The 24,174-nt window shown below is 61.4% G+C and carries 20 protein-coding genes and 1 tRNA gene; 11 read left to right on the forward strand and 10 right to left on the reverse strand.

Going from position 1 to position 24,174, the window contains the following annotated elements:
* Window positions 1-191 precede the first annotated feature (191 nt).
* Complete coding sequence (parE, locus tag FHT78_RS18705) at window positions 192-2,264, reverse strand: DNA topoisomerase IV subunit B (protein ID WP_183747142.1); 2,073 nt, start codon at window positions 2,262-2,264, stop codon at window positions 192-194.
* 205 nt (window positions 2,265-2,469) lie between these two features.
* Here parE and FHT78_RS18710 point away from each other — a divergent pair, with 205 nt between their 5' ends.
* The 4 genes from FHT78_RS18710 to FHT78_RS18725 all read left to right on the forward strand — a co-directional run bounded on the left by FHT78_RS18710 (window position 2,470) and on the right by FHT78_RS18725 (window position 6,652).
* A complete protein-coding gene (locus FHT78_RS18710; RefSeq protein ID WP_183747144.1) occupies window positions 2,470-3,354 on the forward strand; it encodes an alpha/beta hydrolase in 885 nt (294 codons plus the stop codon).
* Between the two features lie 104 nt (window positions 3,355-3,458).
* Window positions 3,459-4,229 carry a triose-phosphate isomerase gene (gene tpiA, locus FHT78_RS18715; protein WP_183747146.1) on the forward strand — a complete coding sequence of 257 codons (771 nt, stop codon included), beginning with the start codon at window positions 3,459-3,461 and terminating at the stop codon, window positions 4,227-4,229.
* A gap of 108 nt (window positions 4,230-4,337) precedes the next feature.
* Complete coding sequence (gene secG / locus FHT78_RS18720; protein WP_183747148.1) at window positions 4,338-4,880, forward strand: preprotein translocase subunit SecG; 543 nt, start codon at window positions 4,338-4,340, stop codon at window positions 4,878-4,880.
* 143 nt (window positions 4,881-5,023) lie between these two features.
* On the forward strand, window positions 5,024-6,652 hold the full coding sequence (locus FHT78_RS18725) for a CTP synthase (RefSeq protein WP_183747150.1): 1,629 nt from the start codon (window positions 5,024-5,026) through the stop codon (window positions 6,650-6,652).
* A 63-nt stretch (window positions 6,653-6,715) separates the two neighbouring features.
* Here the strand turns inward: FHT78_RS18725 and FHT78_RS18730 are convergent, their stop codons facing one another.
* Complete coding sequence (locus tag FHT78_RS18730; RefSeq protein WP_183747152.1) at window positions 6,716-7,804, reverse strand: citrate synthase/methylcitrate synthase; 1,089 nt, start codon at window positions 7,802-7,804, stop codon at window positions 6,716-6,718.
* An 84-nt stretch (window positions 7,805-7,888) separates the two neighbouring features.
* Between FHT78_RS18730 and FHT78_RS18735 the strand changes: the two genes are divergently transcribed.
* The 5 genes from FHT78_RS18735 (at window position 7,889) to FHT78_RS18755 (ending at window position 14,254) form a co-directional block, all read left to right on the forward strand.
* Window positions 7,889-9,028, forward strand: coding sequence for a citrate/2-methylcitrate synthase (locus tag FHT78_RS18735; RefSeq protein ID WP_183747154.1), 1,140 nt, complete (start codon window positions 7,889-7,891; stop codon window positions 9,026-9,028).
* 117 nt (window positions 9,029-9,145) lie between these two features.
* Window positions 9,146-9,673, forward strand: a complete 528-nt coding sequence (locus FHT78_RS18740; protein WP_183747156.1) for a FecR domain-containing protein — start codon at window positions 9,146-9,148, stop codon at window positions 9,671-9,673.
* 8 nt (window positions 9,674-9,681) lie between these two features.
* Window positions 9,682-11,544: an adenylate/guanylate cyclase domain-containing protein gene (locus tag FHT78_RS18745; RefSeq protein WP_183747157.1), complete on the forward strand. Its 1,863-nt coding sequence runs from the start codon at window positions 9,682-9,684 to the stop codon at window positions 11,542-11,544.
* A 97-nt stretch (window positions 11,545-11,641) separates the two neighbouring features.
* Entirely contained in the window at window positions 11,642-13,540 is a 1,899-nt protein-coding gene (locus tag FHT78_RS18750; protein ID WP_183747159.1) for a DEAD/DEAH box helicase, read from the forward strand.
* Between the two features lie 54 nt (window positions 13,541-13,594).
* A complete protein-coding gene (locus FHT78_RS18755; protein WP_183747161.1) occupies window positions 13,595-14,254 on the forward strand; it encodes a 50S ribosomal protein L11 methyltransferase in 660 nt (219 codons plus the stop codon).
* A 115-nt stretch (window positions 14,255-14,369) separates the two neighbouring features.
* On the opposite strand, the gene glp is transcribed toward FHT78_RS18755, so the two are convergent.
* Genes glp through FHT78_RS18780 form a run of 5 tightly spaced genes read right to left on the reverse strand, consistent with a single transcriptional unit; the run spans window position 14,370 to window position 19,834 of the window.
* A complete protein-coding gene (gene glp, locus FHT78_RS18760; protein ID WP_183747163.1) occupies window positions 14,370-15,593 on the reverse strand; it encodes a gephyrin-like molybdotransferase Glp in 1,224 nt (407 codons plus the stop codon).
* A complete protein-coding gene (gene moaC, locus FHT78_RS18765; protein WP_183747165.1) occupies window positions 15,590-16,087 on the reverse strand; it encodes a cyclic pyranopterin monophosphate synthase MoaC in 498 nt (165 codons plus the stop codon). Before moaC ends, glp begins: the two co-directional genes overlap by 4 nt.
* Window positions 16,088-16,089: 2 nt before the next feature.
* Entirely contained in the window at window positions 16,090-16,902 is an 813-nt protein-coding gene (trpC, locus tag FHT78_RS18770) for an indole-3-glycerol phosphate synthase TrpC (protein ID WP_183747167.1), read from the reverse strand.
* A gap of 9 nt (window positions 16,903-16,911) precedes the next feature.
* Window positions 16,912-17,928, reverse strand: a complete 1,017-nt coding sequence (gene trpD, locus FHT78_RS18775) for an anthranilate phosphoribosyltransferase (protein ID WP_183747169.1) — start codon at window positions 17,926-17,928, stop codon at window positions 16,912-16,914.
* A 13-nt stretch (window positions 17,929-17,941) separates the two neighbouring features.
* Window positions 17,942-19,834: a SurA N-terminal domain-containing protein gene (locus FHT78_RS18780; protein ID WP_183747172.1), complete on the reverse strand. Its 1,893-nt coding sequence runs from the start codon at window positions 19,832-19,834 to the stop codon at window positions 17,942-17,944.
* Window positions 19,835-20,048: 214 nt separating this feature from the next.
* Here FHT78_RS18780 and FHT78_RS18785 point away from each other — a divergent pair, with 214 nt between their 5' ends.
* Window positions 20,049-20,330: a hypothetical protein gene (locus FHT78_RS18785; protein WP_183747175.1), complete on the forward strand. Its 282-nt coding sequence runs from the start codon at window positions 20,049-20,051 to the stop codon at window positions 20,328-20,330.
* A gap of 65 nt (window positions 20,331-20,395) precedes the next feature.
* On the opposite strand, the gene FHT78_RS18790 is transcribed toward FHT78_RS18785, so the two are convergent.
* From FHT78_RS18790 to FHT78_RS18800, 3 genes are all read right to left on the reverse strand, one after another.
* Window positions 20,396-20,650 carry a GlsB/YeaQ/YmgE family stress response membrane protein gene (locus tag FHT78_RS18790; RefSeq protein ID WP_183747178.1) on the reverse strand — a complete coding sequence of 85 codons (255 nt, stop codon included), beginning with the start codon at window positions 20,648-20,650 and terminating at the stop codon, window positions 20,396-20,398.
* 491 nt (window positions 20,651-21,141) lie between these two features.
* Window positions 21,142-22,254 carry an NAD(P)/FAD-dependent oxidoreductase gene (locus FHT78_RS18795; RefSeq protein ID WP_183747180.1) on the reverse strand — a complete coding sequence of 371 codons (1,113 nt, stop codon included), beginning with the start codon at window positions 22,252-22,254 and terminating at the stop codon, window positions 21,142-21,144.
* A gap of 212 nt (window positions 22,255-22,466) precedes the next feature.
* Window positions 22,467-22,556: transfer RNA gene (locus FHT78_RS18800), tRNA-Ser, on the reverse strand.
* A 439-nt stretch (window positions 22,557-22,995) separates the two neighbouring features.
* Here FHT78_RS18800 and FHT78_RS18805 point away from each other — a divergent pair.
* On the forward strand, window positions 22,996-24,126 hold the full coding sequence (locus FHT78_RS18805; protein ID WP_183747183.1) for a septal ring lytic transglycosylase RlpA family protein: 1,131 nt from the start codon (window positions 22,996-22,998) through the stop codon (window positions 24,124-24,126).
* The last annotated feature ends 48 nt before the right edge of the window (window positions 24,127-24,174 follow it).

The following is a 24,174-nucleotide window of genomic DNA, read 5'->3' on the forward strand; positions in this document are numbered from 1 at the left end:
TCGGGAGGGCAGAGCGCCGGCCGTTCTATTGCGCCGGTATTTTGACGGAAGCGTAACGGTTCTTCGTCAGTTCTATGAATTCGCTGTGACTCGACGCGTCTCGCGCTCTTTCAGATTCGCTCCCCGCTTTGAGTCTTTGTTTTTCGCATGTCGTTGTCGCAAAACCGCTGCACACTTTTGCGCGACATGCGTCAAATATCGAGGTCTTCAGCGAAAGCCGCACGTTCCTGGATGAAACGGAAGCGTGCCTCGGCCTTGGTCCCCATCAGGTCGTCGACGGCATTGCGCGTGCCTTCGAAATCTACCTCATCGATCAGCACGCGCAGAAGGGTGCGCTTGGAGGGATCCATGGTGGTTTCCTTGAGCTGAGCGGGCAGCATTTCACCGAGACCTTTGAAGCGGCTGATCTCGATCTTGGCCTTGCCTTTGAATTCCGTCTCCATCAGTTCGGCGCGATGCTCATCATCACGGGCATAGGCAGACTTTGCGCCCTGCGTGATCTTGTAGAGCGGTGGCACCGCAAGGAAGAGATGCCCCCCGCGCACGAGCTCCGGCATCTCCTGATAGAAGAAGGTGATGAGCAGCGAAGCGATATGCGCGCCGTCGACGTCGGCATCAGTCATGACAATGATGCGTTCGTAGCGCAGATCCTCTTCGCGGTATTTCGAGCGCGTGCCGCAGCCAAGCGCCTGGATGAGATCGGAGATCTGCTGGTTGGCCGAGAGCTTCTCGCGGCCGGCGCTGGCGACGTTGAGGATCTTGCCGCGCAGCGGCAGGATAGCCTGGTTGGCGCGGTTGCGCGCCTGCTTGGCGGAGCCACCTGCCGAGTCACCCTCGACGAGGAAAAGTTCGGCGCCTTCGGCAGTGTTCTGCGAGCAATCGGCAAGCTTGCCTGGCAGGCGCAGTTTGCGTACCGCTGTCTTGCGGTTGACTTCCTTCTCCTTGCGGCGGCGCAGGCGTTCTTCTGCTCGCTCGATCACCCAGTCGAGAAGCTTCTCGGCTTCACCCGGATTGTCGGCGAGAAAGTGGTCGAACGGGTCGCGAAGCGCATTTTCGACGAGACGCTGGGCTTCGACCGTTGCCAGTCGATCCTTGGTCTGGCCAACGAATTCCGGCTCGCGGATAAAGACCGAGAGCATGCCGACGGCCGAAATCATCACGTCGTCGGTGGTGATCTGTGCTGCGCGTTTGTTCTGCGTCAGTTCGGCGTAGCTCTTCAGGCCCTTGGTCAGCGCGATGCGCAGACCCGCCTCGTGCGTGCCGCCTTCGGGTGTCGGAATGGTATTGCAATAGGAATGGACCTGCGGATCGCCGCCATACCAGGTGATCGCCCATTCCAGCGCACCGTGGCCAGCGACCTTTTCGCTCTTGCCGGCGAAGATTTCGCGGGTGACGGTGAATTCCTTACCCATCGTCGCCTGCAGGTAATCCTTCAGGCCGCCGGGGAAGTGGAAGACGGCCTTGTCAGGCACGTCGGAGCCTTCGGGCAGCACGCCCGGATCGCAGCTCCAGCGGATTTCGACGCCGCCGAAGAGATAGGCTTTTGAGCGGGCCATGCGGAACACGCGGCCAGCATCGAACTTTGCGTGGTCGCCGAAGATCTGTGGATCTGGATGGAAGCGGACCTTGGTGCCGCGGCGATTGTGCACATCGCCGAGCTCTTCGATCCCGCCCTGCGGCACGCCGCGCGAGAAGCGCTGGCGGTAGAGCTTGCGGTTGCGAGCGACTTCGACTTCGAGAGAATCCGACAGCGCATTGACGACGGAGACGCCGACGCCGTGCAGACCGCCGGAGGTCTCGTAAGCCTTGCCGTCGAATTTACCGCCGGCATGCAGCTTGGTCATGATGACTTCGAGAGTCGACTTGCCGGGAACCTGCGGATGGTTCTCGACGGGGATACCGCGGCCGTTATCGGTAACCGTCAGGTAGCCCTGGATATCGAGATGCACATCGATGAAATCGGCATGGCCGGCCACCGCTTCGTCCATCGAGTTGTCGATGACTTCGGCAAAGAGGTGGTGCAGCGCCTTTTCGTCGGTGCCGCCGATATACATGCCGGGGCGCATACGCACCGGTTCCAGGCCTTCCAGAACGCGGATCGATGAAGCGCCGTAATCGTCACCGTTCGACGTCGTCGGGGCAGGGCGTGCGGCAGCGGGTGCCGCAGCCGCGGCGCGCCGTTCGGCGGGTGCCGCAGGCTTTGCAGCCTCCTCCTGCTTCTGTGTCAGGGGCATTCCGGAAAAGAGGTCGTTGCTGTCTTCCATGGAACCGTTCAGATCTTCATTCTCTTGAAGGGCCGCCGCTGGCCCACAATGGTCGCGGTCCGTATCGCGTTTGCGAATCAGGGGAATTCTGACAGAAAGCGCCCCGATACGCGACGCGCCCCGGATTTGCGGAGCTTTTCAAGATGTGATTTGCGTTGCCGGGCGCCGAATGGCAAGTCGCGGCAGCTCTTTGGGAACCATCTGCATGCCGATGTCCACAAGTCATTGCACCATGATCACTGCAATTGCGGCCTTTTTCCTGTCCGCGGCTGTCACGACCGCCGCGGCCGAGACGTTGCCGCCCTACAAGGACGATCTGTTTTCGGCGCAGACAGTGCTGCAGACAGGCGATGACGGCGCATCGGAAGTGATCGATTACGACGAGATGCGGGATATCAACGGGCGCGATCAGATCCCGCAAAAGCGGGTGCAGCAGAAATATGTCTCGCTCGGCGTCAAGAAACTGCAGGTGGATGAAACGCTGTCGCTCAACGGCACCGTACTCGATGTCACCAGGGTGGGACCAACCCAGAACGCCGCCTTCACGGTCATCTTCATCCACGGCCGCGACGGAGACCGGCGGCTCGGCGCAAATGACTATTCCTTCGGCGGCAACTTCAACCGGCTGAAGAACCTTACGGCCGGCAACGGTGGCGTCTATTATTCCCCGACGGTCAAGACCTTCGACGCCAATGGCGTTGCCGCCATTGCCGGGCTGATCCGATATGCGAGCGCGCAGTCTCCAGGCCGTCCAGTTATCCTCAGCTGCGCCTCGATGGGCAGCCAGATCTGCTGGGGCATCGCGCGCGACGCCGGAAGCGTCAAGCGGCTGAAGGGCATGCTGATCATGAGCGGCGTCTCGGACCCGGATTTCGTGAAAAGCCCGTTCTACAAAGCCAAGCTGCCGCTGTGGCTTGCCCATGGCAGCCGTGACCCTGTCTATGCGGCAACCGAGCAGCAGGCACTGTTCGAAAAGCTCGACAAGGCGAAGTACCCGACGCATTTCACGCTCTTTCAGAACGGCAATCATGGAACGCCGATCCGCATGATCGACTGGCGCAGAGTGCTGAACTGGGTTTTGGCGTCCTGAACGGCAGATTCCGGGTCATATAGGGCCTCAAGCCATCCCCGGCGCTTTCTTTTGAGCCACGCTTTTGCTAAGGCCGCCGGATATGCGGATTTTGGGAGAGCAGCATGACACCTGACGTACGCCCGCTCGTGGCGGGGAACTGGAAGATGAACGGCACGCGCGATTCATTGGACCAGATCAAGGCGATTGCCCAAGGCGTCATGGTTCCGTTGTCTGAGAAGGTCGAAACGCTGATCTGCCCGCCGGCGACACTGCTTTACGTCTCGACCGCGCTTGCGACCGACAGCCCGCTTGCGATCGGCGGACAGGATTGCCATCAGGCGCAATCCGGTGCGCATACCGGCGATATTTCGGCTGACATGATTGCCGATTGCTTCGGCACCTATGTGATCGTCGGCCATTCGGAACGGCGCATCCACCATGCCGAGACCGACCATATGATCCGCGCCAAGGCGCAGGCCGCCTATCAGGCGGACCTGACGGCGATCGTCTGCGTCGGCGAGACCGGCGAAGAGCGCGACGCCTATCAGACCCTCGACATTCTCAAGCGCCAGCTTTCCGGCTCGCTGCCGGAGGAAGCAACCGCTGACAATACCGTTATTGCCTATGAGCCCGTCTGGGCGATCGGTACCGGGCTGACACCGACGGCAAAGGACGTGGAAATCGCCCACGCCTTCATCCGCTCCGAACTCGTCCACCGCTTCGGTGACGAGGGCAAGGGCATGCGCATTCTCTACGGCGGCTCGGTCAAGCCCGGCAATGCCCGCGAACTGCTCGCCGTCGACAATGTCGATGGCGCGCTGATCGGCGGTGCGAGCTTGAAAGCCACCGACTTCCTCGCCATCTACGGCACATACGAAGCGCTGCTCGCCTGAAGCGATTGCATATTCCTGGCCGAAGGGCTTGGAATAGCTGATGACCTCATGTAAAGAGCCGCCAGATTTTTACTTTATGTCCGTCCTCAGACGGGCAGGACTGGACCCATGCAGACCGTATTGATTGTCATCCATCTCATGATCGTGCTCGCGCTCGTCGGCGTCGTGCTCATCCAGCGCTCCGAAGGCGGCGGCCTCGGTATCGGCGGCGGATCGGGCTTCATGTCGGCTCGCGGCACGGCCAATGCGCTGACGCGCACCACGGCGATCCTGGCGACGCTGTTCTTCATCACCTCGCTCGGCCTCGGCATCCTGACCCGGTACGAAAGCCGACCGACCGATATTCTCAATCGCATTCCGGCAACGAGCGGGCAGGGCAACGGCATTCTCGATTCGCTCGGCGGCGGCAACACAGGGGCTCCGGCCAAGCCTGCCGATAACAGCGGCGTTCCGAATGGCGGCGCTGCGGCTCCGGCACCGGCTGCCCCGGCAACGCAAGCTCCTGCGGCGCAGACGCCAGCAACTCAGGCACCGGCTGCAAGCGCCCCTGCGGCGACCGCTCCGGCTGCTCAGACGACGGCTCCGGCTCAGCCTGAGGCCCCGGCCGCTACCGCGCCGGCACAGCCTTCCGGCGTCCCCACGGGACAATAAGCCGGTCCAGAAAATAAACCGCCGGCAGGCCCTCGGGTCTGCCGGTTTTCTTTTGTTCAGATTCCTGCGCCACGCACCAAAAGTTCCGGAAAAGAATTTTTGGGCTGGTGGAATCGTTTTTGAAAAGGTATCCGGTGACTCCCATGGCGCGATACGTATTCATCACTGGCGGCGTGGTTTCTTCCCTCGGAAAAGGAATTGCGGCCGCGGCTCTCGGAGCGTTGTTGCAGGCCCGTGGTTATCGGGTCCGGCTTCGCAAACTTGACCCCTATCTGAACGTGGATCCGGGCACTATGAGCCCGACCCAGCACGGCGAAGTCTTCGTCACCGACGACGGCGCGGAAACCGACCTCGATCTCGGCCACTACGAGCGTTTTACGGGGCGATCGGCGACCAAGACCGACAACATCACCACCGGGCGCATCTACAAGAACATCATCGACAAGGAACGCCGCGGCGACTATCTCGGCGCGACCGTTCAGGTCATTCCGCACGTCACCAACGAGATCAAGGATTTCGTTATCGAGGGCAACGATGACTACGATTTCGTCATCTGCGAGATCGGCGGCACGGTAGGCGACATCGAGGCGATGCCCTTCATGGAGGCGATCCGCCAGCTCGGCAACGACCTGCCGCGCGGCACAGCTATCTACGTGCACCTGACGCTGATGCCGTACATTCCGGCAGCAGGCGAGCTGAAGACCAAGCCGACGCAGCATTCCGTCAAGGAACTGCAGGCGCTCGGCATTCATCCCGACATTCTCTTGGTCCGTGCCGACCGGGAAATCCCGGAAGCAGAGCGCCGCAAGCTGTCGCTGTTCTGCAACGTGCGTCCCTCCGCCGTCATCCAGGCGCTCGACGTTGCCAATATCTATGACGTGCCAATGGCCTATCACAAGGAAGGCCTCGACGATGAAGTGCTGGCCGCGTTCGGCATCGAGCCGGCTCCGAAGCCGCGCCTCAATCAGTGGGAAGAGGTCTGCAATCGCATCCGTACGCCGGAAGGCGAGGTGACGATCGCGATCGTCGGCAAATATACAGGCCTCAAGGATGCCTATAAGTCGCTGATCGAGGCGCTGCATCACGGCGGTATCGCCAACCGCGTCAAGGTCAAGCTCGAATGGATCGAGTCGGAAGTCTTCGAAAAGGAAGATCCGGCGCCTTACCTCGAAAAGGTCCATGGCATTCTCGTGCCCGGCGGCTTCGGCGAGCGCGGTTCAGAAGGCAAGATCCACGCGGCGCGTTTTGCCCGCGAGCGCAAGGTACCGTATTTCGGCATCTGCTTCGGCATGCAGATGGCCGTCATCGAGGCTGCCCGCAACCTGGCTGATGTGCCCAACGCCTCCTCGACCGAGTTCGGCCCGACCCCGGAACCGGTCGTTGGCCTGATGACCGAATGGGTAAAGGGCAATGAGCTGCAAAAGCGAACGGCCGCGGGAGACCTCGGCGGCACGATGCGTCTCGGCGCCTATAAGGCGGCGCTGAAGAAGGGCACGAAGATTTCGGATATCTACGGCTCTACCGACATTTCCGAGCGTCATCGCCACCGCTACGAAGTCAACATCGACTACAAGGACCGGCTGGAAGATTGCGGCCTGGTCTTTTCGGGCATGTCACCTGATGGTGTTCTGCCGGAGACGATCGAGTATCCCGACCATCCGTGGTTCATCGGCGTTCAGTACCATCCGGAACTAAAGTCCCGCCCGCTCGACCCGCATCCGCTCTTTGCGAGCTTCATCGAAGCGGCCACGGAACAGAGCCGGTTGGTCTAATTATTCGCTGTTACACAATTCCAGCCGCTCCCTTTGAAACGAGGGAGCGGCTTTTTCATTCCGTCATGCCGCTTCCGGCAGTGGTCCCACATAGACCGAGCGTGGACGGATGAGGCGGCCCTCCAAGGCCTGCTCGCGGGCATGCGCAATCCAGCCGACGGTGCGGCCGATGGCAAAGACGCCTGTGAAGGCTTCGCGCGGGAAGCCGAGGCTTTCCAAGAGCAGCGCGGTATAGAATTCCACATTCACATCCAGCGGCCGGTCCGGCTTGCGTTCCCTTAGAACCGCAAGCGCCGCCTGTTCCACCGCCTCGGCAAGCGCAATTCTGGCGGCATTGACCTGGCTGGCGGCAACGAGCGGCTTCAGCGCGTTTTTCAGCGCGTCAGCGCGTGGGTCGCGCACGCGATAGACGCGGTGGCCGAAGCCCATCAGCCGCTCACCGCTATCGAGTGCGGAACGCAGCCAGGGGCCGGCATTGGCCTCGCTTCCTATCCCATCCAGCATATCGAGCACCGGTCCCGGCGCGCCGCCATGCAGCGGTCCCTTGAGCGCACTGATTGCCGCCAGAACAGAGGAGGTGAGGCCGGCACGGGTGGAGGCAATGACACGCGATGCGAAGGTCGAAGCGTTCAGGCCGTGATCTGAGATCGTCACGAGATAAGTGTCGAGGGCTGCGGTCTGCTCGGCACTCGGCATCGCGCCTGAGAGCATGCGCAGGATATCGGTCGACTGTGAGAGGCCCGCATTGGGCTTTACCGGCTTTTCGCCTCGCTGCAGGCGCAGAACCGCCGGCAGGAAGACGGCGGGTGCGGCAAGCAGACGGAGCACGGTATCTATGTCCTCGCCGTCAGGTAGGCGGGCAACAAGAACACGCATGGCATCGACCGGTGGCAGCTTGAGCAGGAGAGTATCGGCAGTTTTGACTTCGGCGAAAACTTCCATTCGCGCCTGGCCGAGCCGGCGGCGCAATTCGCTTGCGTCGAGATGGGGCTCGATCAACCCGTCCAGCAGCAGGGCGGCAACATCTTCATAGGTACTGCGCCCGGCCAGGTGATCCAGGGATACGCCACGGATGATCAGCCGGCCGGCTTCACCGTCGACATCCGAGAGCTGGGTTTCAGCGGCAACGACATCTTCCAAACCATTTTTCATGGGTCTTTCTCCTTTACCGGAGGAAAGATCGGACCTAGTTTGGTTGACGTCAATCTTGATGTAATTGATCAATATGAGGTTGCGATGACCTGGCTGACAGCAGAAGAAGCGTTGGCGAAACTCGGCACCAAGCCGCAGACGCTTTATGCCAATGTCAGCCGAGGCCGTATCCGCGCCAAGGCCGACCCGGCCGACCCGCGCCGCAGCCTCTATCAGCAAAGCGACGTCAAACGGCTTGCCGAGCGGCATGCCGGCCGACGCAAGAGCGAGACGGTCGCCGCCGAGGCGATCAGCTGGGGCGATCCCGTGCTGACATCCGCGATCTCAACCATTGCCGCAGGACGGTTGCTGTATCGGGGGCAGGATGCGGCGGAGCTTTCTGTGCATGCGACGCTGGAGGGGACTGCGCTGCTGCTTTGGAATGCGGAGAGTTTTACCTGCGTACCATCACGCGCCACAGACCTGGCGGCGCCTTCCATTCACGCTGCGCTTCTGGCGCTAGCGGGACGGGTGAGCGCCGATCTGCCGTCGCTCGGACGTGCACGCCCCGCCTTGCAGATGGAAGCATGCAGCGTGCTTTCCACCGTAGCCGATGCGCTGGCGCCAGGCCCTACGGACCTTTCCCTGCATCACCGTCTCGCCGCATGCTGGCACAGGCCGGAGGCTGCCGATTGCCTGCGTCGGGCGCTCGTCATGCTCGCCGATCATGAGCTGAATGCCTCGACCTTCGCTGTCCGCGTCACGGTTTCGACGGGAGCGGCACTTTCTGCCGCCGCTCTCTCTGGTCTTTCGACGCTGACAGGCCCGCTGCACGGCTCGGCGTGGCGGAGTATCGACGCGCTTGTCGAAGCCGCTTCAAGCATCGGGGCAGAACGGGCGATCCGCCACCAGCTGCTGCGGGGAAGCAGGCCTGTAGCCTTCGGACATCCGCTTTATCCCGACGGCGATGTGCGGGCGCGCGTTCTGCTCTCGTCTTTCGACGTGCCTCCGGTCTTTCGTGATGTGCAGCTGGCCGGCGAAGAAATGGTGGGCGAGCCGGTCAATGTCGATTTCGCGCTTGCCGCGATGACGGCCGCTTTCGACCTGCCGGAGGAGGCGCCGATCATCATCTTCGCACTGGCGCGCACGGCCGGCTGGCTGGCGCATGCGATGGAGCAGATTGAAAGTGGCCATCTTATCCGCCCCCGCGCCCGCTACATCGGGCCGTCACCGGGCGAATCCTGAATGTTTCCGAATGGCTTGCGCAGCTTCCGATTTTTGCATAGGGAAACCAGCGAATTCAGCTAGTATGGGCCGGCCGGCACCTTCGAGGATGTACCGGCGGGTCATGAGAGGCGGATCATGAAAGCCACCCCAGCAATCTCCCTCAGCCTGTTTTCCGCTGCCCTGACCATCGGGCTCCTGCCTCAGGGAGCAGCCTATGCCCAGTCTGCCAGCTGCGCGATTTCGCGTGCGGCAAATGGCAACCAGATCTTCCGCTGCCCTGGCGGCGTCAATATCACCGCCGAACGCGGAGCATCCTTCGCACTCATCGATCGCAATCGTGACGGCAGCCCGGATTCGCTGTCATTGCGCAGCAAGGCTGCCCTTGTCGACGTGGACAGCAGTCAGCATCACGGTGGTTTCCAGGTGGTGACGCCGCAGGCGATCGCGGCCGTCCGCGGCACCCAATGGGCCGTCGATGTCAAAGGCGGCATGACCTCCGTGCTGGTCACCCGCGGCCGCGTCGGCGTACGCCGTCCGGCAGGGGCAGCCGTCGTGCTTGGACCAGGCGAGGGTGTTGACGTGATGCGCGGAACGGCTGCGCTCACCGTTCGCACCTGGCCGGCGCCTCGCGTCGCGGCTCTTCTTTCACGCCTCGGGCAATAAGCGGTCTCATGAACCACCGGCTTCCGACAGTGATCGCACTGCTGCTCGCCGGTCTATGGGGCGCGGCCCTCGGCTATTTCCATCTGCAGCAGCAGTCGAACTCGGGCCTCATCGAGCGTGTGGAAGCCACGCTTGTCGATCTGCGCAGCATGATCGTCGGTGTCCGGTCCCCACCCGATATCGTTTCCATTGTCGCGATCGATGACCGCACCGCCGCAGCGCATGGCTATCCGCTCAAGCGGGACACGCTTGCACAGCTCGTCACATCCATCGGAACGTTGAAACCAAAGGCCCTGGCTCTCGATATACTGCTCGTTGATCCCGGCACGGAGGAGGGGGATGCGGCGCTTGCAACGGCGATCAGATCCGCACCCACTATCATTGCCGGTGCCGCGACCTTCCCTCAAAGTCTTCAGTCAGTGATAGAAAATGCCGAGGATCCGCTTGCAACGGTCCCCGAGGCACAGCAGCTTCTGCTGCCGCAGCCGCGCTTCGCGGAGGCTGCGCCGCTCGGCATCGTCAATGTGGCGACGGACCAGAGCGGCGTACCGCGTTTCATCCCGCTGTTTTCTCGCGCAGCCGACCGTCTCGACGCAGCCTTTCCGCTGCGCGCAGCCTCGATTGCGCTCGGGGCCGAACCATTGATCGAAAACGACGGCATCCGGCTCGGCGCTCACCGCATTCCAACGGATACGGGTCAGCGCCTGCCGCTGACCTTCTATGGTCCCGCAGGCAGCATCAGCACCTTCAGCGCCGCCGATGCGCTCGACGGCAAGCTGCCGGCCGACGCCATAACCGGCAAGGTGGTGGTGATCGGCGCGACGGTCACCGGCGGCGGTGATGTCTTTCCCACGCCGTTCGATCCCATCCTGCCGGGTGTCGAAGTCATGTCGACGGCGATCACCCATCTGGTCGCGGGCGATGGCATGGTGCGCGACAGCAGGACACGGCAGGCGGATGCTGGCATTGCGACGGCCTTGCCTGTTCTCCTGGTCGCGCTGGTCGCATGGCGCCGCAGCGCTCTCGGCTTCGTCATCATCTGTCTTACGGTCATTGCCTGGGCGATGCTCAACCTTGCCGCTTTTGCGAACGGCTATTGGCTGAGCGCTGCATTGCCGATTGCGGCGGCACTCCCGCCCGCGATTATTTTCGGCGCGGCAGAACTCTGGCGCGACCGCCGCCGTGCGCGGCACTTTGCCGATCAATCCGAGCGCCTGCAGCGCATCGAAGCGCCCGGCCTCGGGGAGTGGCTGGCGCGCGATCCGGCGTTCCTGGCCGAGCCCGTGCGGCAGAATGCTTCCGTCGTCTTCATCGATCTCTCGGGCTTCACCGGCCTTAGCGAAGCGGTCGGACCTGCCATGGTGCGCGAGATCCTCAGCGGCTTCTTTGAATTGATCGATGAGGAGGTACGGCTGCTCGGCGGGGCGATTACAAGCTTCATGGGCGACGGCGCCATGATCCTTTTCGGGCTGCCGACACCGGCGGCGGACGATGCGGCGCGGGCAGCAGCCTGCGCCGTCAGGCTTGCCGACCGCACGCGCCTCTTCCTCGCAGGCCATCCGGAGCTTCGGCGCAGGAAAATAGGCTTCAAGCTCGGTGCTCATTGCGGCCCGATCGTCGCTTCGCGTCTTGGCACCGGCGACCGGCAGCAGATCACCGCGACGGGCGATACTGTCAATGTCGCTCAGCGGCTGATGGAAGTGGCGGCAAGCCGCGGCGCGGAGCTTGCATTCAGCGCCAGCCTGCTCGACGCGGCCGGTCCCGATGCCATTCTGTTGCAGACGGGGCGGTTGGCCGGACCGTTCGAGACGAAGCTTCGCGGCCGCTCCGGCGGCATCGCCATCTACACATGGCGCGGCGAGACACTTTGACATTCGCACCCGGAGCGGGTAGGAACGGCCCAACTCTTCGGCCGGACGATCCGGCGACGGCGCGTTACGCGCCTGACAGCTCCGAAAGATCGAACACATGACTGACTATAACGGCGTCTCTCCGGCGATCGCCAAGGCGTTGCAGAAGCGCGGCTATACCGAACTCACCCCCGTCCAGAAGGCGATGCTCGATCCGGCACTCGCGGAATCGGACGCTCTCGTTTCCGCCCAGACCGGCTCGGGCAAGACCGTTGCATTCGGGCTGGCCCTTGCACCGACGCTGCTTGAAGGCGCCGAGCGCTTCGCGCCGGCGGGCGCACCCCTTGCTCTCGTGATTGCGCCGACGCGGGAACTGGCGCTGCAGGTGAAGCGTGAGCTGGAATGGCTTTATGAAATGGCTGGCGCCGTAATCGTCAGTTGCGTCGGCGGCATGGATATTCGCAGCGAGCGGCGTGCCCTGGAGCGCGGCGCGCATATCGTCGTCGGCACGCCGGGACGCCTTTGCGATCACATCCGCCGCCATGCGCTTGATATGAGCGAACTCAAGGCTGCCGTGCTGGATGAGGCGGACGAGATGCTCGATCTCGGCTTCCGCGAAGACCTGGAATTCATCTTGGAAGCGGCGCCCGATGAGCGCCGTACCCTGATGTTCTCGGCAACGGTTCCGGCTGCGATCGCCAAGCTCGCCAAGAGCTATCAGCGCGACGCCGTGCGCATCAGCACCCAGGCGGAAGAAAAGCAGCATATCGACATTGAATATCGTGCGCTCGTCGTTTCTCCAAGCGACCGTGAAAACGCTATCATCAACGTGCTGCGCTATTACGAGGCGCGCAATGCGATCGTCTTCTGTTCGACGCGTGCGGCCGTCAATCACCTGACAGCGCGGTTCCACAATCGCAATTTCAATGTCGTGGCGCTCTCGGGCGAACTGACGCAGAACGAGCGCAGCCATGCGCTGCAGGCCATGCGCGATGGTCGTGCGCGCGTCTGCATCGCGACCGATGTCGCGGCCCGCGGTATCGACCTGCCAGGCCTCGATCTCGTCGTGCATGCCGATCTGCCGACCAATCCGGAAACGCTGCTGCACCGCAGCGGTCGTACGGGTCGCGCAGGACGCAAGGGTGTAAGCGCGCTCATCGTGCCGCTCAACGTGCGCCGCAAGGCTGAGCGACTTCTCGAAAATGCCGGTATTGCGGCCACTTGGGCACGGCCGCCCTCCGTGGAAGAAGTGACGGAGCGTGATGACGAGCGGCTGCTCGCCGACCCGATCTTCGCCGACAAGCCGCAGGAAGAAGAGCAGGATCTGGTGCAGAAGCTCATCGCGAGCCACGGCGCCGAGACTCTTGCCGCCGCTTTCGTGCGTCTCTATCGCGCCAACCAGTCGGCTCCGGAAGACCTGATCGAAGTCCCGGTCCAGGATGACCGTGCACGCAAGCGCCGCGACGGCGAGCCGCGCGAATTCGCGCCGGCGCAAAAGGGACCGCGCGATGATTTCGGCCCGAGCATCTGGTTCTCTGTCTCCGTCGGCCGCAAGCAGAACGCCGAACCGCGCTGGCTGATCCCGATGCTCTGCCGCGCCGGCAACGTGACCAAACGGGAAATCGGTGCCATCAAAATGCAGCCAGACGAGACCTTCATAGAAATCGCCGCCGATAGCGCGGACAGCTTTTTCGGTGCGCTCGGCCCGAACAAGACGATGGAGCGCGGAATCCGCGTCAACAGACTGAACGGCACGCCCGATTTCAGTAAGCCGGCCTACGCAAAGAAATCCTTCGAAGAGCGTAGCGATGATCGTTTCCGCGGCGATAAGCAGAACGGTAAGTTCCAAAAAGACAGGCCAGCCGGCGCCGAGCGCCGGGACGACAAGCCCTGGACGAAGAAGCCGGGCAAGCCCAAATTTGAAGGCTCCAAGAACAAGTTCGAAGGTGGCAACAAGTTCGAAGGCGCCAAATTCGATGGCGGCAAGGCAAAGTTCGGCAAGAAAAAGGACCGCTGAGGCAGTTGGCGGCCAGCCGGTGAGGCCTTTCGCAACGAAGGCAGGCAATCCCAGATGAGACCGGCTTCTGCAGATGATCGTCTCGACCTAACGGCCTTCATCCGGGCGAGCCTGCCGCTTTCCGGCGTGCCTTTCATCTCTGATATACAGCTGCATATAGCGACTCCAAGAAGCGGTCTCTATCGTCTTGCAATGGCTGACGATTCCGATCTGCCACCTTATTGGGCCTATCCCTGGGCGGGTGGTGCGGTGCTTGCCCGCTATCTTTTCGACCACCCCGCAACGGTTACCGGCAGACGTGTCGTCGATCTCGGCACCGGCTCCGGCCTCGTCGCCATCGCGGCGATGAAATGCGGTGCAGCGCACGTGCTGGCCGTCGATATCGATGCGAAGGCGATTGCCGCGGCACGGCTGAATGCCGCAGCGAATGATGTCGTGATCGGGACGCAACTGGGCGACATCATCGACGACGCGCCGCCTTCTGCCGACATCATCGTTGCCGGCGATATCTTCTATGACCCGGCGTTGGCGTTGCGTGTTCTGCCTTTCCTTCAACGCTGCCGCACGGCCGGTCTCGATGTGCTCATCGGCGATCCGGGCAGGGCGCCTCTTCCAACGAGCTCCCTATTGCAGGTTGCAGACTATGCTGTGCCGGATTTCGGCGGAGCCAAGGACAACCCGACCGCCAATAGCGCGGTTTTCCGGTTGAGGTGAACCGAGGCGAAGGCTTGTCATCAGACGCTATGCCGACTTCCAGCCCTGACGAAACGGCCCAGCGGCTTTTCGATCATAACATGATGGTACCGGATCGCGGTAACGTCAGGAAATATCAGGCGAGGAGATCCGGCCGCAGAAGCATGACAGGGCAGGTGGTTCCTGCCGGCAGTTCCGGCGCATGTGGCGGGCGAATGATGAGGCAGTCCGAATAGGCGAAGGTTTTCATCATCGACGAATCCTGCTTGTCGAAGGGTTCGACCAGCCAGCCACCGGCCGCCGATTTCGAAAGTTTTGCCCGGACATAATCCTGCCGGTGATCATTGGCGCGCAGTGTCACGGCGGTTTCCACAGTTGTCTCGCGCTGAACCGGCGGCAGCGAGGCGAGCCTACGGATCAGCGGTTCGAGGAAGAGCAGCGAGCAGACGAGGCTTGAGACCGGATTGCCAGGCAGGCCGAGGACGTGCGTCTTGCCGAAGCTGCCGACCATCAGCGGCTTGCCCGGGCGCATAGCGATGCGCCAGAAATCGAGCTGCATGCCGGCCTCGATCAACGTGGCCTGCACCAGATCATGATCGCCGACCGAAGCGCCGCCGAGCGTGACGATGACATCGACTTTGGCATTGCGTGCCTTGTCGATCGTCGCGGCAATCTCAGCCTTATCGTCGGACACGATGCCGAGATCGAGCACGTCCGCACCGGCCTTGCGGGCAAGGGCCGCAATACCAAACGTATTGGACGCAATAATCTGCGATGGGCCGGGCGTGCTCCCGGGCGGCAACAATTCGTCGCCGGTTGCGAGGATCGCCATCAGCGGGCGGCGCAGCACCTCGACATCAGCGCGGTTCATACCGGCAGCGACCGTCAGCCGGGAAAAATCCAGCACAGTGCCAGCAGGCAATACTACTTCGCCTTCAGCGAAATCCTGGCCGCGCGGGCGCACATGCTGGTTTTGCCGTACAGGGAATTTGGTTCTGATGCCACACTCGATCTTCTCCGCATCCTCCTGCAGCAACACGCTATCGGCGCCTGGAGGGACGGGGGCACCAGTGAAGATGCGGACAGCCTCGCCCTGACCGACGCTTCCCTCGAAACCATGGCCGGCGGAGGACGTGCCGATGACCTTCAGCACGGCGCCCGGCTCCGGCGCATCCTCACGGCGCAGTGCGTAGCCATCCATCGCCGAGGAATTGAAAGGCGGCTGGGTCAGGCCTGCCGTCAGATCGACGGCCAGAACGCGACCTTCAGCTTCGGCGAGCGGCAGCGTTTCGGACCCCATGACGGGCGTGGCGCTGGACAGCAGGCGACTTAGGGCCTCGGCGACCGGCAAAAGGTTCATCTTGCCTCCGGATGGCGGAAATCTCCGGATTTGCCGCCGGATTTTTCAAGCAGCCTGACACCGCCGATTTCCATGGCCTTGTCGGCGGCCTTGGCCATGTCGTAGATCGTCAGGCACGCGACGGAGACGGCAGTCAGCGCTTCCATCTCCACACCGGTCTTGCCTGTGAGCTTGGCAGTGGCCGTGACCCGCAGGCCGGGCAGGGCGGCATCTTCCTCGATCTCGACCGTGACCTTTGTCAGCATCAGGGGATGGCAGAGTGGAATGAGGTCGGCCGTGCGCTTGGCGGCCATGATGCCGGCAAGGCGAGCAGTACCGATGACATCACCCTTCTTGGCATTGCCTTGACGAATGAGCGAAAGCGTCTCAGGCGCCATTTTCACATGGCCCTCGGCAGTGGCGATGCGCACGGTCTCGGCCTTGTCGGAAACATCGACCATGTGCGCCTCGCCGGAGGCAGCGATATGGGTGAGGCCTGGCTTTTCGCCGCTCATGCTCATTCGGCCGCGATTGCGGCTTCGCCTGTCAGCAGCGCGCGTGTGGCGGCCGCGACGTCATCCATACGCATCAGGCTTTCGCCGACGAGGAAGGTATTGATCCTCACGGTCTGCAGACGCTTGCAATCCTCATGGGTGAAGATGCCGCTTTCGCCGACCAGAAGACGATCGTCAGGGACCATGGCAGCCAGCTTTTCGCTGACGGTGAGGCTGACTTCGAAGGTGCGCAGGTTGCGGTTGTTGATGCCGACGAGCGGCGATGAAAGCTTGAGCGCACGTTCCATTTCCGGCGCATCGTGGACCTCAACAAGCACATCCATGCCAAGCGAGAAGGCCTCGTCCTGCAGGCGCTCGGCATCGTCATCGCTCAGCGAGGCCATGATGAGCAGGATGCAGTCGGCACCCCAGGCGCGGGCTTCATGGACCTGATAGGTCTCGAACATGAAATCCTTGCGCAGCGCGGGCAGGGCACAGGCGGCGCGCGCTGCCGTCAGAAACTCCGGTGCGCCCTGGAAGCTTGGCGTATCGGTCAGCACGGAAAGGCAGGCAGCACCACCGGCTTCGTAAGCCCTGGCAAGAACAGGCGGATCGAAATCCGGACGAATGAGGCCCTTGGAGGGGCTTGCCTTCTTGATCTCGGCGATCAGGCCGAATTCTCCGGCATCGCGCTTAGCGACGAGCGCCTTGTGGAAGCCGCGCGGCGCGGACTGACCGGCCTGCATGGCCTTGAGATCGGCAAGCGATGTCCTTGCCTTGGCGGCAGCGATTTCCTCGCGCTTATAGGCTTCGATTTTCTTCAGGATATCGGTCATGAGACGATCCTAGTCGATATCGTTGGATACGGCGATCAGTTTATCGAGCGCAGATGCCGTTGCGCCGCTGTCGAGCGATTCCGTTGCAAACTTCATGCCGTCACGGATCGTCTCTGCCTTGCCCGCGATGACGAGCGAGGCGGCGGCATTGGCGAGCGCAATATCGCGATAGGCGTTCTTGGCGCCGGCAAGCACCTCGCGAAGTGCGGCGGCATTCACAGTGCCGTCACCACCCTTGATGTCGGCAAGCACGCAGGGCGCCACGCCGAAATCGGCCGGCGACAGTTCGAAGGTGCGGATCTGACCGTTTTCGAGGGCGGCGACGCTGGTCTTGCCCGTCGTGGTGATTTCATCGAGGCCATCGCCATGAACGACCCAGACGCTTTCCGAGCCGAGATCACGCATGACTTCGGCGAGCGGCACGACCCATTGCGGCGCGAAGACGCCGAGAAGCTGGCGCTTGACGCCGGCCGGATTGGAAAGGGGACCAAGCAGGTTGAAGATCGTACGCGTGCCAAGTTCGACGCGAGTCGGGCCCACATGGCGCATGGCGGAGTGATGCTGCTGCGCGAACATGAAGCCGACCCCGGCCTCGGCAATGCAGCGCGAAATCATTTCCGGGGTGACCTCGAGATTGACGCCGAGCGCGGCAAGGCTGTCGGCGGCGCCGGATTTCGAGCTCAGCGCGCGATTGCCGTGCTTGGCGACCGGAACACCCGCGCCGGCGACGATCAGCGCCGCCAGCGTCGAGATATTGTAGGTGCCGCTGGCGTCACCGCCCGTGCCCACGATATCGATCGCGTCGGCAGGGGCGACAACACGCAGCATCTTGGAACGCATCGTGGTGACGGCGCCCACGATCTCATCGACCGTCTCGCCGCGAACGCGAAGCGCCATCAGGAAGCCGCCGATCTGCGAAGGCGTTGCCTGGCCGGACATCAGGATGTCGAAGGCTTGGCGCGCCTCGTCGCGGGTCAGGGGCTCGCGGCTTGCTGCCTTGGCCAAAAGCGGCTTCAGATCGGTCATGCGTCGCTTCCCCCTAGCGGACGGTCGCCTGTTCGGCGAGTTTCTGGTTGACCTGTGTACCGTACTGGCTCTGCAACAGGTTGACCATCTGATCGAGAATGTCGTCACCAGCCTGATTTGCGATGGTAGCGATCTGCTGATCGCGGTTGTTCAAGGCATCGGTCGTCGGTTCGTCGTTGACCTCGGTCACCTTCAGCAGGATCTGCGTGCTCGGGTCAGCGCCGACGGCTGCTGCGACGGTATCGACAGGGCCGGAGAAGGCGGCGTTGACGGCGGCGCGGCCGAGAACGGGGTCGTCGGTCGAGCGGGTGACGCCGCTCTTGCTTTCGACGGCGATACCAAGCGGGGTGGCGATATCGGCAAGCGAGGTGCCCTTCTGCGCCTGAGCCTTCAGCTCGTCGGCCTTCTTGGCAAGCTCGGCCTTCTGCTGCTCGGCTGTCCAATCCTGAACCGCCTTGTCACGCACTTCGGCAAGCGGACGCTCACGCTCCGGCATGATGTCGCGGACATCGAACCAGACATAGCCGTCATTGCCGACGGAAATGGCGACAGCATCGGCGCCGACATCGGTCTTGAAAGCTTCCGGCAGAAGCTGCTGCTGGACCGGGATATCCTTGACCGGGTTGCCGTCCTTGTCGGCGCCCGTCATGTCGACGGCGTCGATGACGACAGCCTTCAGTTTGAGCTGGTTGGCGATCTCTTCGAGGGATGTGCCGCCGGCGCGCATATCCTCGATACGGTCGTGAACATTGATGACTTCCTGCGACGCATTGGCGACAGCAAGCTGCTTGCGGAGCTCCTCCTTGACCTCGTCGAAGCTCTTCGTGGTCTCCGGCTTGATATTGGTCACGCGCAGGATCACAGGACCGAAAGTACCGTCGACGACAGGCGTGGTGCCGCCATCCGCCTTCACCGCGAACGCAGCGTCAGCAACAGCCTGATCGGGAACCTTGTCCTTGGTGAATTCGCCGAGCAGCACGTCGCCCGCAGTCTTGCCCTGATCGGTGACGAGCTGGTCGAAACTCGTGCCGCTCTTCAGCGCGGTTTCGGCCGCATTGGCGAGATCCTTGCTGGCGAAGGTCAGCTGTTCCAGCGTGCGGCTTTCCGGCGTCGTGTAAGTCGCCTTGGCCTTGTCGAAGGCCTCCTTGATCTGGTCGTCGGTAACGGTTGTCGGATCGGCGATATCGTCGGGCTGAAGCTTCAGATAGGCGATCTTGCGGTATTCCGGCGCACGGTAGCGCTGCTTGGCGTCTTCGAACCACTTGGAGAGCACATCCTCGGCCGGCGCCTTGATCGGCTCGATATTGGCGTTGGTGAGCAGCAGGTAATCGACGTTGCGGCTCTCGTTGCCGTAGAGTTTCAGCGCGTTGACGAGAGTCGCAGGCGCCTGGAAGCCGTTGGCAACGGCTTCGATGATCTGGCTGCGGACAGCCTGCTTGCTGCGATCCTTGATGTAGTCGTCTTCGCGGATGCCGGCATTGCGCAAACGAGACGTGAAGAGCGACCGGTCGAACTGGCCGTTGACTGCCTTGAAAGCCGGATCGTCGCCGATTAGCTGGGCAAGGCGGTCTTCGGATAGGCCTAGGCCCATCTCATCGGCAAGCTGATCGAGCGAGGCGCCGGCAACGAGCTGGGCGAGGACCTGCTGTTCAACGCCGAAGGCGCGCGCCTGCTCGGGCGTCAGGCGCATGCCGAACTGCTGACCGAGTTGGGCCACCTGGCGCTGATAGGCGAGGCGGAATTCATTGACGTCCACATGCTGGTCGCCAACGGTGACAACCGTCGTGCTGTTGCCGCCGCTTATCAGCTCCCGCGATACACCCCAGATACCGAAGGAGGCGACGAGCAGGAGCAGGAGCAGCTTGGCAACCCAGGTCTGAGCAGCTCTTCTCAGAAGATGGAACATGGAAACGCAAACCTCGCATTATCATTGGCCCAGAGGGCAGACATTCGTCGTTCCATAAAACAAAGCTGCGAGGAAATGAAGGCTTGTCGCATGAAAAGCTTGCGGGACTTGCACACGCGCTCGCTGCCCGCCTCGAGCGACAAAAGATGCTTGATTGCGGAACCTTTACAGTCCTCACTTCGTTGAAGCGGCATTCCATCAACAGGAGCAGACCATGGTTGAATTGAAACCCGCTTCCGCCGAATCCACCGCTGCGCGCGTCAAGGCCGAAGTTGCCGCCGAAGATCTGTCCGCGCAGGTAGCTGCGCTGCGCGAGGATCTGGCCCGCCTTTCGGAGAGTGTGATCGCGCTGGGGCAGGGCGCAAAGACCGCAGTGACCGACGAAGCCTCCATCATGACCGAGCGTGTCCGCGACAAGGTGCGTGAAGAGCCGCTGACAGCAATCGCCATTACGGCAGGTGTCGCCTATCTCTTCGGTCTCCTCAGCCGCCGATAGACGAAAGAAGCCGGACGCATGACGTCCGGCCTTTAATCTTTATTTGGCAATCTCTTCGTGTCAGGTCAGCGGCGGATGAGACGCCCGATCGCAATCAGGATGCATGCGCCAACAAAGCCCGTGATCAGGTATCCGAGCCAGCCGGTCAACGGCTGGACATGGAGGATACCGAGAATCCAGTTGGCGACGATCGCGCCGATGATGCCGAGCAATATGTTCATGAACACGCCCATATTGCTGTGCATGAACTTCTCCGCCAGCCATCCGGCGAAACCGCCGATAATGATAGCTGCAATCCAACCTACACCTTCGTTTTCCATGACAATCTCCCTCCTGGATAAAACGTGGGATAGAACGCGCGCAATTGAAAAAAGTTCCAGTATGGCAGCGGCTTAGCGCTGTCAGGGATGAAGTACTGTAACCGGCGCGATAAACGCATGAGCCGCAATCTGAAACATCAGGCCGGAAAAGGCCAATGCGGCAAAGCCAACCGGCATCAGCAAACTCTTCTCGAACATCAAATCCTCTCCTTATTGGGAACAAGCATAGTTCATCGCCTCAACTGCGCAAGCTGCTTGTTAACGAGTAGTTAAGCATGAAATTTAAGTAAAAATTTTTCGACGCAACATGCATTACATCTCATATCAATTCATCTGGAACTGCAGCTTTCTCATTTGCATTAACAAAGAAGAGGCTTTTGTTGATACGACCTCTACGGCTCTTGCCGCATAGCTAACGCGGCAGAAAGAAACGCACAGCGGACTGAGACGAAGTGGTAGCAGCTGTAAAGCAGCGGACGACAGAAGGCTCTCTATTCGGCAAGTCGCGCGACGCTCTGCCCGATGGCGAGCGAAGCGGTCAGGCCGGGACTCTCAATTCCGTAAAGCGCCACATAGGCTGGGTGGCCGGTTTGCTCCGGCCCTTGAATTACGAAGTCACCACCGCCGCCCGCAGCCGGGCCGGCGATCTTCGGACGGATGCCTGAATAGGCGGGCTGTAGCGCGCCATCCACCAGATCGGGCCAATAGCGGCGGATTGCGGAATAGAACTTATCCGCCCGGCCTGGATCGACGTCGTAGTCAATCGTCTCGATCCACTCGACATCAGGACCGAAGCGCGCCTGGCCAGCAAGGTCGAGTGTCAGATGCACTCCGAGACCACCGGCTTCCGGGACCGGGTAGATCAGCTGTGTTGCGGGTGCACGGCCGGTCAGGCCGAAATAACATCCCTTGGCGTAGTGACGCGAGGGGATAGTGCCGGCGTCCAGGCCGGACAGGCTTTCTGACAAGGCCCAGGCATTCAGGCCAGCGGCATTGACCACAAGGCGTATTTCGATCGCTACCGGATCGCGACCGCCGACTGCGAGGCGAACCTTGTCGGCAGTGAATTCACCGTCGATGACGGGGGAATTACAGATGATGGTTCCGCCGTTGGCCTCTATATCCGTGATGTAGGCCTGCATGAGGCTATGGCTGTCGATAATGCCGGTTGACGGCGAGACAAGCGCTGCAAAGCCCCTGATTTGTGGTTGCCTGAGAGCAAGCTCCGCAGCATCGATCAGATAGCAGTCTTCGACGCCATTTGCGGCGGCCTGCCTCGACAGCTTTTCAAGATATCCAACCTCCTCCTCACTCGCAGCGACAACGAGTTTGCCGCAGGTCCTGTGGGGAATATTTCGTTCCCGGCAATAGTCGTAAAGCCGGTGTTTCCCGGCAACGCAGAGCTCAGCCTTCAAGCTGCCGGTGGCATAGTAGAGCCCGGCATGGATGACCTCGCTGTTGCGGGCCGATGTGATGCTGCCGGTTATCGGCTCCGCCTCAAGCAAAACCACATCGCGGCCGGAAATTGCAAGTTCGCGCGCGACCGCAAGCCCCACGACCCCTCCGCCCACGACCACGCAGTCGAGGTCTAGTACCTCCGCCATGCAAATCCCCCCATCCTCCAACCGCGCCATCGGACTCGCTGTTTTGGAGCCTGGACAACGCAATCCAGCTTTCGGATATCGTTCGGGCGAACTTATCCCAAAATCAAGAGGATGATTAAATACGATTTGATGCGCGTAGCTGGGTCATCTCCGCCGGAACAAGCGACGAGGATCTCGGCCACAGAAAAATACTTAATAAATTCAATATTTTATGGCGGAAGAGGTGGGATTCGAACCCACGGTACGGTTTCCCGCACGCCGGTTTTCAAGACCGGTTCCTTAAACCACTCGGACACTCTTCCATCCAGTTGATCCGGTCGTCTTTGCTGACAGGCTCTCGTTTTTGACGAGGACTCCTTCTGCCGACGGCCAAATCGCGGTTCGGCAGGCTTTATAGCGGTTCGGACTTCAGCGTCAATGTGCTCTGACAGTTCTGACAGATAAACTGCCATAATGTGTCCTACTGCGGGTCAGGACCATCGTGCTAGCCGGAAGGTACTGTCACGATCCGAAACGGTTCAACATGCGGAAATACATGCGCGATTTCATTCCAGCACAGGTTAAAATCAACCAAATGTTAACCATAATCATTAGAATTCTCGCTATCGTGCCGAAATCGTTCGCAAATTCGCCACGATATCCACAAGATTAAAGTCTCGTTAGGAAGGCACGGAATAAGGCACTTCAACTCATTCATGAATGAGTTCCTTAACCATAGCGGTCTTTGGTGGCGTGGGGCATATGAAATTGAATTACGGGGCGGCGTCTTTCGCAACGGCGGCACGGTGGCTGGCATTGTCAGCCGTGTGCGCAACGGTGGCGGCTTGCGGCACAACGCAGGCGGTTCCCAAGAAGAAATCCCACGGCAAGGAATATTTCTCCGAAAGCGAATATGGCGTCAAAGCCAGCCCGCGTGTTGCCAACGGCAACAATATCCCCAAGGGCGGTGGCCGCTACATGGTGGGCGATCCCTATGTCGTAAAGGGCAAGATGTATTACCCGAGGGAGGACTACTCCTATAACAAGGTCGGCATCGCGTCCTGGTATGGCTCGGCCTTCCACGGCCGCCTGACAGCGAATGGCGAAGTCTACGACCAGATGCATCTTTCCGCCGCGCATCCGACTTTCCCGCTGCCGAGCTATGCGCGCGTGACCAATGTCGAGACCGGTTCATCCATCATCGTGCGCGTCAACGACCGCGGCCCTTATCACGAAGGCCGCATCATCGACCTTTCAAACAAGACGGCTTCCATGCTCGACCTGCAGCACAGCGGCACCGGCAAGGTTCGCGTTCAGTATGTCGGCAAGGCGCCGCTCGACGGTCATGACATGCCCTATCTGATGGCTTCCTATGTTCCGAAGGGCAGCCGTCTTCCGGGCATCTATCCGGGCGGGGGACAGATCGCGACCGGCGTGATGGTTGCCTCCAACAGCAAGAAGATCACCGGCGACCAGTTGCAGAGCCTCGGCGGCTATTCCGACCCTTCTCCTGACAGCGTACCGGTGCCATTCTCGTCCGCTGCCTATGCCGGCAACTCGCCGAGCGCCAAATATAATGCGACACCGGCTCCGGCCCCCATGCCGATGCGAGCGCCGGCAGGCGGCCATTTTCTGCAGCCGCCCCCGGCTTTCTCCAATGGGGTGCAGGCGATGGAACAGGCCGTGATCCTGCCGGAAATCGGACCCATTCCCTTTGAACGCCCGAACAGCTGGTCGAAGGGCACATCGCTTGCGATGAACTATCAGGAGGCGGTCACCGTGAAGGTTCCGCTCGCGTTCGATGCCGTGATGGTGCGCAATGACGGGCTGACGCAGGAATCCATTCTCGCCTCCTTCAAGCGCCAGAATGGCGGCAGCGCAAAGGCGCGATAAAGCCCCACGACAAAGTGTAATTGCATCGGCTTCCGGCTCGCTTTACCC

This window comes from Rhizobium sp. BK196, from assembly GCF_014193255.1.
Lineage (GTDB): Bacteria > Pseudomonadota > Alphaproteobacteria > Rhizobiales > Rhizobiaceae > Rhizobium.